The sequence below is a fragment of the Dielma fastidiosa genome, assembly GCF_000313565.1.
Lineage (GTDB): Bacteria > Bacillota_I > Bacilli_A > Erysipelotrichales > Erysipelotrichaceae > Dielma > Dielma fastidiosa.
Map to the genome: position 1 here is coordinate 295,619 of NZ_HE578923.1, position 12,980 is coordinate 308,598.

Genomic DNA, 12,980 nt, shown 5'->3' on the forward strand with positions numbered 1-12,980 from the left:
ACTTTATGTTAAGATGCAAATTTTTATGTTTTGATGATTTAAATCAAAGATTATCCTTCCTGCAAGCTTCCTTAATTCAATCGTTTAGTTACTCTGTAAATCATTGTCAGGCTTTTATATTGAATTTTAATTATTTTAAAAGGGCACAGATTTCATCCATTGCCAGATAATCCTCAATCGTTTTGATCACACCGGGAAAATCAGCGGTATTTGATTGAGTGATAACAATGATGCCTTTTGCTTTTGCTTCATGAGCGCAGCGGATGCCGGTAATAGAGTCTTCAAAAACATAGCAGTCCTGAATATCGCAGCGGATGTTCGCGGCTGCTTTTTTAAACATGGCAATTTTATTTTCATAAGTGTTATCATCATAAACGATTTTCTGCGGGTCAAACCAGCGATCTAATCTAAAAACATCAATAAAGAAATTGATATTGGCAAGTATTGACGCGCTGGCAATATTCATCGGGATATTTAAGTCATGCAGCTTGTTTAAAAAGTCCTCCAAACCATCTACTAGATGATATTGAGTACCGGCTTGCAGAGCAATCTCACGATAGAGGGCTTCCTTTGCTTCAGATAACTTATTTGCTTCTTCAAATGTGACATCTGGTTTGAGATATTCGATGATTTTAACATTAGGTTTACCATGCATCATCTGCATTTCTTCATCAGTAAATGGCTCTTTGCGCAATGCCTTAGAGAATTCTTTCCATGCCTGTTCATGATAAATGCCGTCAAAGACCATTGTTCCGTTAAAATCAAAAATTACTGCTGGTTTCATGACTGTCCCTCTTTTCAGATAAAGCATACCTTTTATTATTATCAATTGCAATCCTTTTTATGACATGTGTACCCCTGTTGATTCATTGTGGTATATAATAGTTACAATAAAATTCTTAAACCTTTATTTCTATTAAAACTTCATGTGATGGATCAAAGCGGCAAATGGATGATAAATGCATTTACTGGCTCTGAATAAATGTTTAAACTAAAGTATGGCGCACATTAACAATCTTTATGACTTGCAAATGCCAAAGTGTGTCATTATAATTTAGACATTGGAGGCGTACTATGAAAATACGTGAAACGATTGAAAAGCAATTAGAAGAAGTTAAAGCAAATCGCCGGTCTCTGCATAAGATTCCTGAAATTGGATTAAATACAGTGAAGACGGCTGCATATCTGCGGGCAAAGGGGATTGAATACGGGGTGGACAGCATTGATGACACATTGATTGAGAATGGTCTTGTGATGCAGATCAAAGCCGCTGTGCCAACTGATAAAGGTATTGGTCTGCGTTCGGATATTGATGCTTTGCCCATGGGGGAAAAGACGGGTGTTTCTTTTCAGAGTGAGCATGAGGGCTGTATGCATGCATGCGGTCATGACGGCCATATGGCGGCAATGCTGGGAACAGTTCAATATTTGTGTGAGCATCGTGATCAGCTGACTCAGAATGTAACGATTGTCTTTCAGCCAGGGGAAGAAAGTCCAGGCGGCGCTAAGCCGATGATCGAGCATGGTCTATTTGATAAATATAAGATTGATTGTATGATTGGCATGCATGTAGTCGGTGATCTTCCGGAAGGGAAAATCGGCTGCCGGCCGGGTCCGATGATGGCCCGCAATGGTGAATTCCAGTTTACCGTTAGAGGCTATACGGCCCATGGCGCAATGCCGCATGACGGCAAGGATGCAATCGTAGCTGCCTGTTCATTGGTTATGAATCTGCAGACGATTGTTTCAAGAAATGTAAATCCGTTAGACAGCGCCGTTATTACTGTCGGTAAGCTGAATGCTGGCGAGGTGCGTAATGTGATTGCCGATAAAGCTGAAATCATTGGTACGATGCGTTCTTTTTCTGATGCGAATTATGAAATGATGAAACAGCGGATGCATGCGGTTGCTGAGGCGATCGCGCAGATGTTTAATGTTGAGGTTGAGCTTGTGATTGATGATTTCTATGCGGTTGTTAATAATGATGAAAAGCTGACGGCGATGCTGGCGGAGGTTGTAGGCGAAGATTATGTAGAAATCGCACCGCGGATGATTGCCGAGGATTTCTCCTTCTATCAGCAGATCGTACCAGGTCTATTCTATTATACAAGTGTTGGTGATGCGGATCATCCTTACCAGATTCATGACAGCCGGTTTATGTATCGTGAGGAATATTTGCTGAACGCGATTGAAACGAATGTACGGCTGATGGAAAAGCTGGGTGTTTTATGCGGGTAGATTGTCATTGTCATATCCTTTATGGTGTGGATGATGCGTCGAAGCAGTGGCAGGACAGCTTGGCAATGCTTCAGATCGCGGTACAGGACGGCATCGATGTGATCCTTGCTACTTCCCATGTGCATCCTAAATTTCCTGAGAATAACAAACAGCGCTTTGATTGCGCGTTAGCTCAGGTACAGCAGCTGGTAAAAGAGTATCAGCTGCCGATTCGTATCGTAAAGGGTGGTGAAATCTTTTTTTCACATCAATGCCCAGATATGATGAATGAAAACCGTCTAATCACTATGGGCAGCAGCCGCTGTCTGTTAACTGAGCTGCCGTGGATTGAAGATGAACAGGATCAGGATGCTGATGTAATTCTTACCGAATTGCTGAACCGCGGCTATATCCCGGTGATCGCGCATCCGGAACGTTATGCTATCGTGCATGAAAATTATGATCGATTGCGGAAATGGAAAGCTATGGGCTGTTATCTGCAGACGAATCGAACGAGTCTATTAGGTTTGGATCGAATGGCAATGGCGAATCAAACCGCTGAAAAAATGCTTGACGACGGTTTAATTGATTTGATTGCCTCGGATGCCCACCGTTCTTTTCCGCCGCGTATCCCAGTTTTATCAGATGTTCATGCGCTGATTGAACAAAAACAAGGGAAAGCAGCAGCCGATCGATTATGCGGTGAGACCGCTTATCAATTATTTCAATTAGATCAAGAATAAGCTTTGTTTAAATGAATTGGAAATTAATGGTAAAACTGATATAATCAGTTTATATTCGGAGGTAGTTTATGAAAAAAATAGCTGCATTGCTTTGCGCCTGTCTGATCCTAGGCGGCTGTTCTTCGCAAAATCCATATGAGAAGGAACTGGACCCTAAAAATCCAATTACCTTAACCTTATGGCATTATTATAATGGTATCCAGAAAACAGCGCTTGATAATATGATTGAAGAGTTTAATAATACAGTTGGTTCAGAGAAGGGAATTGTTGTCGAGGCAAATAATGTAGGCAGTATCCTTGAATTAACCGATAAAGTGAAAGAAGCGGCAGCCGGTAAAGTCGGCGCCTCTGAAATGCCGGAAATATTTACCGCATATGCAGATACCGCTTATGAATTAAATGCGGATGGCTATGTTGCTGATTTAAGTCAGTATCTAAGCGCGGATGAAATCAGCGAGTATGTAGATGGCTATGTGCAGGAAGGCATGTTTGATAACGAATTAAAGATTTTCCCGGCCGCGAAGGCTACGGAATGTCTGCAAATCAATAAAACGGACTGGGATCGTTTCGCAGAGGCAGCTGATGTCAGCCTGGATGATTTAAAGACTGTTGAAGGATTAAATGAAGTAGCTGAAAAATATTATGCATATACTGACGCGCTTACGCCTGATATAAACAATGACGGAAAGCCTTTCTTTGGCCGTGATGCGGTAGCTAATTATTTTATTATCGGCTGCAAGCAATTAGGAATGGAAATCTTTGAGGTTAAAGACGGACAAGTTACACTGAATTTTGATAAGGATGTAATCAGAAAAATCTGGGATAATTATTATGTTCCTTATGTAAAGGGCTATTATCTGGATAAGGGCCGTTTCCGCAGTGATGATGTGAAAACGGGGGATATTATTTCTTTCGTTGGTTCTACAAGCGGCATTCCTTATTTTCCTACACAGGTAATCAAGGATGACAATACAAGTTATGATATCGATGTGATCTTCCAGCCGGTACCGGTATTTGAAGGCGGCAGTAAGGTTGCTGTTCAGCAGGGGGCTGGAATGGTTGTGTCAAAAACCAGTGAAGTCAAGGAGTATGCATCAGTTCTTTTCCTGAAATGGTTTACTGAAACTGAACGAAATATTGATTTTACGATTAATTCAGCTTATCTGCCAGTGAAAAAGGAAGCCAATGATCTTGAAGTAATCCATACATTGATCAAAGAGAATGATATTGATATGGATGATTCAATTTTAGCCGGTCTTGATGTAGCGATTAATACGGTTAATGATTATGAATTATTTACAAGTAAAGCCTTTGATCATGGCACTGAAGCCCGCTCGTTGCTGCAGGCCGCTTTGATTGATGATGCTAAAGCAGCCCGCCAGCAGGTGATTGAACTGATCAACTCAGGCTCATCCAGAGATGAAGCGCTAAATCAGCTGATTAATGACCAAATTTTTGATGAATGGTATAGCAGGCTTAAAACGGAGTTAGAAAAGCTGATATAGGAAGGGTGCAGATATGCGGTTGAGAAAGTCGTCAATTACTGACAGAACATTGTTGATGATGATAATAGTCGTACTGATTCAGTCAGTAATTTTTGCTGCGACCTTACTGAATGGTGATATTGTTGAGAAAACGAATCAGAATGCTTTTGATACAATGAATGAAAAGGTAACCAACCGCCGTACCTATTTAGAAAATGACATGATTCAGCGCTGGAGCAATCTTGAATCTAAGTCAGTAATGATGACTGATAAAATCATCGCTTATCTTGATGAGCAGCAGTTAACCATTGATGAATTAGCGAAAAATACTTCAGCCGCAGTGCCGCTGATTGATGCTGTGAGTGAGGATATTATCAGTATCCTGCGAACCAATCAAGTAACCGGCGCATTTTTAATATTGGGCAATGACAACAGTGACAATGTCCAGACAAATGGTATCTATCTGCGGGATATGGATCCTATCGCTAACCCGAATGATAATTCAGATCTGCTTTGTCTGAGGGCTCCGGCCAGTATCACTGAAGGGTTAAATATCCCTTTAGATATTTATTGGAATCCTCAGTTTCAGTTTAATGAGGAGAATAAGAGTGATATCTTTTATTATCGCGTTTTATCAGTAGCGGCTCAAAATCTGCAGGCAGCGCATAAAGATCTGGGGTATTGGAGTTCGAGCGCCACGGACAGCAATGGTGTTGATGTCATACTGTATACACTGCCGCTCTTGGATCATGATGGCAACGTGCTCGGTATTCTTGGTGTTGATGTATCGCTTGATTATTTAAAGAGTCTGATGCCGTCCAAGGAATTAAACAGCAATGCTTCTTATCTGTTAGCTAAAATTACGAATCAAACTGCTCAATTGGAATATATCGCCGCCAGCGGGCCGCTGTATACGAATATTTTTCATAGTGAACCTACTGTCTCAATTCTTGATAAAACAAATTATATCAACGCGTTTGAATTTGAAACTGAGGAGAATAATCAGGTTTACGGCAATGTGCAATTGCTATCCTTATATAACACAAATTCACCATATGCTGATGATTCATGGGTTTTAGTCGGCTTGATGCGCGGTCAGGATCTGAAATTTTTTACTAATGAATTATATAAATCGTGTCTGCTTGCCAGTCTGCTTTCATTTGCGGTATTATTTGGTGTTATCTTGGTATTAAGCCGTTCATTTACTCATCCGATTCGAAAATTGGCTAAAGAGGTTAAGAATTTTAATCCAAATGAACCAGTGAAACTAAATCCAACGAATATCCTCGAAATCGATAACCTAAGCAGTGCGATTGAAGAGCTGAGCCGTGATGTGGCAGAAACCGCCTCTTCCTTTGGCAGGATTATTTCGATGACCAGCTATCCATTCAGCGCTTTTGAATATTATACCGATCAGGAACGCTTCTTCTGTACTGATCAGCTATTGGCTACGATCGGCATTAGAGATGCCCAGCTGCAGATTAAGAATAAAGAAGATTTAATCTATCTGCTTGAGCTTTTGGATAAGCAATATCCGTCTACTCGTGTTGACAATCAGATTCGTATTTATCGAATTGCTGATGATATTGATCACAAACAGCGCTGGATACGCATGCATATCATGAAAGAAGCCAATCATATTTATGGTGTTGTAGAAAATGTAACCAGTGAAATGCTGGAGCTGCATAAGGCTGAATATGAGCGTGATCATGATGTGCTGACCAGCTTATTAAACCGCCGCGCATATACTGAAAAAATGAATAAGTTATTTAAACAGCATGATCAGCTGAAAGTAGCGGCATTAGTCATGTCTGATTTAGATAATCTGAAATATATTAATGATACATTTGGTCATGACTGCGGTGATGATTATATCCGCTTGATGGCTAATGTGCTGAAATCTTCTTATCCGCCTCAGCATTCTATTATCTCAAGAATTTCCGGTGATGAGTTCTTTGTATTCTTATATGGCTATGATTCAAAAGAAGAAATACAGAAAATACTCGGCGAGTTTGAGAAGAATATGAATGAATGTGTCTGGAAATTACCGGATGGCAGTTTTAGTAAGCTGCGGGCAACCACAGGTGTCGCGTGGTATCCGAATGATGCGATAGAGTTAACTTCATTGACGAAGTATGCGGATTTCGCAATGTATCGGATGAAGCATACTCAAAAGGGCAGTTTGTATTTCTTTGATCAGGAGGAATATGAAAATGACGCGTATCTGCTTCAGGCTAAGGAAGATTTGAATAAGCTGATTGATCAGGAAATGGTAGCTTATCAGTTCCAGCCAATCGTTGATGCTCATACAGGTGAGGTCTATGCGTATGAAGCGCTGATGCGTTCTAAATTAGCGGCCTTTATGAACCCTCTTGATATCTTGAGGATTGCCAGAGCGCAGTCGAAGCTTTATTTTATTGAACATCTGACTTTCTTTAAGGCGATGGAGGATTATGTAAAACAACCGGGTTATGAAAAGTATCGGCTGTTTATCAATACGATCGCAAATCAGGTTTTAACGGCAGAGGATATTGCGGAATTCAGCGCTAAATATTCAGATTATCTGCCTAATTTAGTGTTAGAAATTACAGAAGCGGAGAAGCTTGAGGATCGCCCGGCGAAAGAAAAGCGCCGTTTAGTCGATAAATGGCATGCGAAGATCGCGGTTGATGATTATGGAACCGGTTATAATGGTGAATCTGTCTTGCTGCAGGTTGAACCAGACTTTATTAAGATTGACCGTTCAATTGTGCATAATATCAGTTTTGATGAGAATCGGCAGATTCTGCTTCAGAATATTATTTCATACTGCAAAGAAAATCATATTCTGATTATCGCAGAAGGAATTGAGAATGAGTTGGAGATGAAGACGCTGATTAATGCTGGTGTTGATTATATGCAGGGCTTCTATCTGGCTCAGCCTGCTTATGAATTGCAGGATATCAGTGAACAGAAGAAGCAGTTGATTCGTGAATATTATGAAACAAAATAAACCTCTGACGAGGTTTGTTTTTGTATATGTACATTGTTTTGCTTATATGATTTATATTTTAAATGATTATTTAATGAATAAATGACAAATTAATGCATACATTATTGGGATGAACATGGCTGGTAAAAAGTTTGCGGCTTTTATTTTGGTAACTTTCAGCATATTTAAGCCAATCCCAATCAAAAAAAGGTTACCAACGGTTGATACGGCAGCGATGATGTCAGCGCTGAGCAGCGGCTGAAGCAGGGAGGCGCCAAGTGTGAGGGTTCCCTGATAAATGAAAACAAAGAGAGCGGAAAATCCAACGCCGATACCCAGCGTCATGCTCATCATGCAGGCACTGATGCCGTCAATGATGCCTTTAGTGATCAGAATTGTATGATTTTGATTGATGCCTGCTTCAAGAGAACCGATGATTGCCATTGAACCGATACAAAATAATAATGTAGCTTCAATCAAGCCCTGAGCGAATGGTTTATCTTTTGAATGAGTAAACAAGGTCTGCAGCTTTTCCGCAAGCCGTCTGAATTTACCGTCGAGGTCAAAGAATTCACCCAGCGCTACTCCGATGATGATGGAGGCGAGAATCAGATAGATGTGATCGAGCTGACTGCTGCCGGCAAAACCCATGGCACAGACTAATAGGCCAAAGGCTTCAAAGATACGCTCACCGATTTTCTGTAATGTTTTTCGATTTAATAAACAGCCAATTAAGGTTCCTGCGAGAATCAGCAGACAGTTGACTGCAGCACCGGTTAATAATGACAGCATGGCACACCCCCTAAACTTATATTTTAATATACGCTTGCCCTTATTAACTGTCAAGGAAACCTTTTTGTGAGGGAATTTTGAATTGTGTGTTTTTGTGGTAATCTCACAAGTCTATTGACTTTTTAAATTAGTTAACTATAATAATTGTTAACATAGTTAAATATGTTAGAGGTGGACAATGGAAGAGAATAAATTGCAGAAAGAATTATTTAAGTCAATCATGCGTGTGAATAAAGCGATGGGTAAACGCCATTCTGCTTTAGGTGATTTACCGCAGGGTACTTTTGTGCTGCTTCATACAATCCTTGAAAATGGCCATCAGCTGGAATTCATTACTGATGAAGAAATGATTGGAATGACAGTTTCTGATCTTAGTGAAATTTTGTTGGTTTCACGTCCAGCTATCAGCCGTATGATCAATGAGCTTGAAAGGAAGGGATTCATTCAGCGTGTCAGCACATGCAGCGACCGCCGTCTGGTTTATGTATGCATTGCGCCTTTAGGTAAGGAAGCATTGCAGGCGGCATGGCATCGAGCTTATGAAGGCTTAAATGCATTGATTGAAAAAATGGGAGAACAAGATATTAAAGAATTGATTCGCATTTTAAATAAACTGCATACCGTGGTTTATGAATTAGCGAATGATGAAAGATTAGAAAGGAATTGATGCTTATGATGAAACTAAAAAAGTTTTATAAGCCATTTTTAGTCAGTATGCTGGCAGCTGTTGTACTGCTGTTTGGTCAGGCAATGTGTGATTTAAAATTACCGGATACAATGTCTGATATTATCAATGTCGGTATTCAGCAGAATGGTATTGAACACGCGTCACCAGATGTAATCAGTGAACAGGGCATGACGCTAATGACATTGTTCATGAGTGAGGATGAAAAGACCTCAGTGCTGGCTGCTTATGATTTTATTGAAAAAGGCAGTGATGAGACGATTGCCAAGCATTATGCGAATGCTGCCGATATGAATGTATATCAAATTAATGAACAAGGAAAAGATGAGCGGAATGCGCTGGATGCAGTCTTTGGCAATAGCTCATGGACCTTTATTAATGTGATGAAGCAAGTATCGGCAGAGTCTGCCCAAAGTGGTGTGGCTAATGCTGGTACGGATTTCTCAGTTACGGATTTAGATTTTAATCAGGTTTATGCGATGCTGCCAATGCTTCAGGCATTGCCTCAGGAAATGATTGATGAACAGCATGCCGCGGCGATGGCATTGCCGGAGACGACGAAAACGCAGACAAGCGCGGTATTTGTGAAGCTGTTTTATGAAGAATTAGGGGCTGACGCTCAGCAGATTCAATTTATGTATATATTGAAAAAAGGCGGCTTGATGCTGTTGGTAACATTGCTTGGTGCGATGGCTACGATTGCTGTAGGCTTATTAGCCAGCCGGATTGCTGCCGGTCTTGGCCGTGATTTGCGTAAGGCCATCTTTGAAAAGGTTGAAAGCTTCTCAAATGCTGAATTTGATAAATATTCAACTTCTTCTTTGATTACTCGTACTACGAATGATATCACTCAGGTACAGACCTTGATTGTAATGGGCATCCGTATGATATTCTATGCCCCAATCATGGGTATCGGCGGTATTGTCATGATTTCTTCAAAGAATTTATCAATGGTATGGATTTTAGCATTATCAGTTGCGGCTTTGCTGTGTCTGATTGGCTTTATCTTTGTGGTAGCAATGCCTAAGTTCAATATCATGCAGAAGCTGCTGGATAAGCTGAATCTCGTTTCTCGTGAGAATCTGACCGGTCAGCTTGTTATTCGTGCTTTTGGTTCTCAAGAGTTTGAAAAAGAACGCTTTGATAAAGCAAATAAGGATTTAACCAAGAACAGCTTATTTGTTCAGCGGGTTATGGCGATGATGATGCCATGTATGAATATCATCATGAACTTTACAACATTGCTGATTGTTTGGGTCGGCGCGCATCAGATTGCTGCCAGTAATATGCAGGTTGGTGATATGATGGCGTTTATGCAATATGGTATCCAGATTATCATGTCATTCTTAATGATCAGTATGATTTTCATTCTGATTCCAAGAGCGACAGTATCAGCAAATCGTATTTATGAAGTATTATCAACCCAGCCTTCAATTGTTGATCCTGAAACAGAAGCAGAATTTAAGCAGGATCAAATGGGTGTTGTTGAGTTTGATAACGTCAGCTTCCACTATGCAGGGGCTGAAAAGGATGTATTGGAGAATGTATCCTTTGTCGCTAAACCGGGACAGACAACCGCATTTATCGGTTCGACAGGTTCAGGAAAATCAACATTAATTAATCTGATTCCGCGTTTCTATGATGTAACTGACGGCTGTATTAAGGTCAATGGTACGGATATCCGTAATATTTCTCAGCATCGTCTGCATGAACAGGTAGGCTATGTACCGCAAAAGGGTGTTCTGCTCTCAGGTACGATTGATTCCAATCTGCGTTACGGACGCCCTGATGCAAGTGATGAGGAAATCAGAGAAGCGGCGGCGGTGGCGCAAGCTACTGATTTTATTGAAAAGAAGGAAGACGGCTTTAATGCATTGATCGCCCAAGGCGGTACAAATGTATCAGGCGGTCAGAAACAGCGTTTATCAATTGCCCGCGCTTTAGCGACAAAGGCACCGATTTTAATCTTTGATGATTCTTTTTCAGCTCTTGATTTTAAAACGGATGCTACATTGCGGGCAGCTTTACACGAGCACACAAGTGACGCGACAGTATTGATTGTGGCTCAGCGTGTATCAACCATCATGCATGCAGATCAGATTTTAGTTCTGGATCATGGTAAGGTAGTCGGCAAAGGCACGCATGAAGAATTGTTGAAGAATTGCCCGACATATTATGAAATCGCGTCTTCACAATTGTCAAAGGAGGAATTGTAATATGGCAAACTCCAGACCTGCAGGTGCAATGGGCGGCAGAGGGCCAATGGGCGGCGGTCATGGTCCGATGCGCGGTACTGTTGTGAAAGCAAAGGATTTTAAAGGTTCAATTAAAAAGCTATTACGCTATTTGAAGCCATATGCGCTTCAGCTGATTGTAGTTGTTATTTTCGCGATTGCTTCTACGGTATTTATGATTTTAGGGCCTAGTATTTTAGGTAATATCACTACATTGATTTATGAAGGCTTAATGAATATTATCGGCGGCACCGGTATGGGCATTGATTTTGATGCGATTCTTAAAATTATTTGTCTGCTGATTGGCTTGTATTTAGCGAGTGCATTGTTTACATTTATTCAAAGCTGGATTATGAGCGGTGTAATCATGAAGCTTGGTTACAGCTTACGAAAAGATATTGAAGATAAGATGCATAAGCTGCCATTAAATTATTATGACACACGAAATTATGGTGAAATTTTAAGTCATATCACCAATGATGTAGATACGCTGGTAAACAGTCTGAATCAGAGTATTACCCAGGTAATCACATCTGTGACAAATGTTGTCGGTATGCTGATTATGATGCTTTTAATCAGCTGGAAGATGTCGGTAATTGCTATTTTGGTACTGCCGCTTTCATTAATCTTGGTATTGTTTGTGGTTAAGCATACACAGAAGTATTTCCGCAGACAGCAGGAATATTTAGGTCATGTGAATGGACATATAGAAGAAATGTATGGCAGTCATTTGATCGTAAAGGCATTTAATGGTGAAGCAGACAGTGTCGCACAGTTCAATGATTTAAATAATCAGCTGTATGATGCTGGCTGGAAAGCTCAGTTTTCAAGCTCACTGATGATGCCAATCATGAATTTTATCAATAATATCGCTTATGTTATCGTTTGTATCATGGGTGGTTATTATGCCTCCATCGGTGTGATTACGGTTGGTAATATTCAATCATTCATTCAGTATATGAAGCAGTCTACACAGCAGGTACAGCAGGTAGCTAATATCTCGAACGTACTCCAGCAGACAGCGGCGGCAGCTGAGCGTGTGTTTGAATATCTTGAAGAAGCGGAAGAAGAGCCAGATACTGAATATCCGGTACCGGTGGATGATATTAAGGGTGAGGTTATTTTTGCGCATGTGCATTTTGGCTATAACCCTGAACAGATTATTATTAATGATTTTACAGCGAAGGTTGAACCAGGGCAGAAAGTCGCGATCGTAGGGCCTACAGGTGCCGGCAAGACGACCATGATTAAATTGCTGATGCGTTTTTATGATGTCACACAGGGAGCCATCTGTATTGATGGCTTAGACTTGAAGCAATTCAGAAGAAATGATCTGCGTTCATTATTCGGCATGGTGCTGCAGGATACATGGCTGTATAATGCATCAATCAAGGATAATATCCGTTATGGTAAGCAGAATGCCAGTGATGAGGAAGTCATTGAGGCGGCAAAAGCGGCACAGGTCGATCACTTTGTTCGTACTTTACCTGATGGCTATGATATGGTTTTAAATGAAGAAGCCAGTAATATTTCACAGGGACAGAAGCAGCTGCTGACCATAGCGCGTGCGATTCTCTGTGATCCAAAGATTTTGATTTTGGATGAAGCTACATCATCAGTTGATACGCGTACTGAAATTTTGATTCAGAAAGCGATGGATAATCTGATGAGAGGCAGAACAAGCTTTATTATTGCTCACCGTCTGTCAACCATTAAGGATGCAGACATGATTCTGTGCATGGATCATGGTGATATTGTGGAGAAAGGAACTCATGAGGAGCTGCTTGCTAAGGGTGGTTTCTATGCGAATCTGTATAATTCACAATTCTCTGATGGTGAGGAAGAGGAATAGAT

9 protein-coding genes are annotated in these 12,980 nt (G+C 40.7%); 7 read left to right on the plus strand and 2 right to left on the minus strand.

What is annotated here, in order from left to right; all coding sequences use genetic code 11:
• Positions 1-130 precede the first annotated feature (130 nt).
• Complete coding sequence (locus tag DAHG_RS01760) at positions 131-784, minus strand: HAD family hydrolase (protein WP_022936599.1); 654 nt, start codon at positions 782-784, stop codon at positions 131-133.
• 290 nt (positions 785-1,074) lie between these two features.
• Between DAHG_RS01760 and DAHG_RS01765 the strand changes: the two genes are divergently transcribed.
• The 4 genes from DAHG_RS01765 to DAHG_RS01780 all read left to right on the plus strand — a co-directional run bounded on the left by DAHG_RS01765 (position 1,075) and on the right by DAHG_RS01780 (position 7,436).
• Complete coding sequence (locus tag DAHG_RS01765; protein WP_022936600.1) at positions 1,075-2,238, plus strand: M20 metallopeptidase family protein; 1,164 nt, start codon at positions 1,075-1,077, stop codon at positions 2,236-2,238.
• A complete protein-coding gene (locus tag DAHG_RS01770) occupies positions 2,229-2,960 on the plus strand; it encodes a tyrosine-protein phosphatase (protein ID WP_022936601.1) in 732 nt (243 codons plus the stop codon). The genes DAHG_RS01765 and DAHG_RS01770 overlap by 10 nt, the downstream gene beginning before the upstream one ends.
• Before the next feature lie 68 nt (positions 2,961-3,028).
• Positions 3,029-4,465 (plus strand): extracellular solute-binding protein, encoded by a 1,437-nt coding sequence (locus DAHG_RS01775; RefSeq protein WP_022936602.1) that lies wholly within the window; start codon positions 3,029-3,031, stop codon positions 4,463-4,465.
• 13 nt (positions 4,466-4,478) lie between these two features.
• The gene (locus tag DAHG_RS01780) at positions 4,479-7,436 is read left to right on the plus strand and encodes an EAL domain-containing protein (RefSeq protein WP_022936603.1); all 2,958 of its coding nucleotides are present in this window, start codon (positions 4,479-4,481) and stop codon (positions 7,434-7,436) included.
• Between the two features lie 66 nt (positions 7,437-7,502).
• On the opposite strand, the gene DAHG_RS01785 is transcribed toward DAHG_RS01780, so the two are convergent.
• Positions 7,503-8,207 carry a DUF554 domain-containing protein gene (locus tag DAHG_RS01785; protein ID WP_022936604.1) on the minus strand — a complete coding sequence of 235 codons (705 nt, stop codon included), beginning with the start codon at positions 8,205-8,207 and terminating at the stop codon, positions 7,503-7,505.
• Between the two features lie 178 nt (positions 8,208-8,385).
• Between DAHG_RS01785 and DAHG_RS20355 the strand changes: the two genes are divergently transcribed.
• Genes DAHG_RS20355 through DAHG_RS01800 form a run of 3 tightly spaced genes read left to right on the plus strand, consistent with a single transcriptional unit; the run spans position 8,386 to position 12,978 of the window.
• A complete protein-coding gene (locus tag DAHG_RS20355; protein WP_022936605.1) occupies positions 8,386-8,874 on the plus strand; it encodes a MarR family winged helix-turn-helix transcriptional regulator in 489 nt (162 codons plus the stop codon).
• A 5-nt stretch (positions 8,875-8,879) separates the two neighbouring features.
• On the plus strand, positions 8,880-11,108 hold the full coding sequence (locus DAHG_RS01795) for an ABC transporter ATP-binding protein (RefSeq protein ID WP_026880759.1): 2,229 nt from the start codon (positions 8,880-8,882) through the stop codon (positions 11,106-11,108).
• A gap of 1 nt (position 11,109) precedes the next feature.
• Positions 11,110-12,978, plus strand: a complete 1,869-nt coding sequence (locus DAHG_RS01800; protein ID WP_022936607.1) for an ABC transporter ATP-binding protein — start codon at positions 11,110-11,112, stop codon at positions 12,976-12,978.
• Positions 12,979-12,980: the final 2 nt, after the last annotated feature.

Coding starts and splice junctions, on each gene's coding strand:
- DAHG_RS01760 (WP_022936599.1), bottom strand. CDS start 784: ATGAAACCAGCAGTAATTTTTGATTTTAACGGAACAATGGTCTTTGAC.
- DAHG_RS01765 (WP_022936600.1), top strand. CDS start 1,075: ATGAAAATACGTGAAACGATTGAAAAGCAATTAGAAGAAGTTAAAGCA.
- DAHG_RS01770 (WP_022936601.1), top strand. CDS start 2,229: ATGCGGGTAGATTGTCATTGTCATATCCTTTATGGTGTGGATGATGCG.
- DAHG_RS01775 (WP_022936602.1), top strand. CDS start 3,029: ATGAAAAAAATAGCTGCATTGCTTTGCGCCTGTCTGATCCTAGGCGGC.
- DAHG_RS01780 (WP_022936603.1), top strand. CDS start 4,479: ATGCGGTTGAGAAAGTCGTCAATTACTGACAGAACATTGTTGATGATG.
- DAHG_RS01785 (WP_022936604.1), bottom strand. CDS start 8,207: ATGCTGTCATTATTAACCGGTGCTGCAGTCAACTGTCTGCTGATTCTC.
- DAHG_RS20355 (WP_022936605.1), top strand. CDS start 8,386: ATGGAAGAGAATAAATTGCAGAAAGAATTATTTAAGTCAATCATGCGT.
- DAHG_RS01795 (WP_026880759.1), top strand. CDS start 8,880: ATGATGAAACTAAAAAAGTTTTATAAGCCATTTTTAGTCAGTATGCTG.
- DAHG_RS01800 (WP_022936607.1), top strand. CDS start 11,110: ATGGCAAACTCCAGACCTGCAGGTGCAATGGGCGGCAGAGGGCCAATG.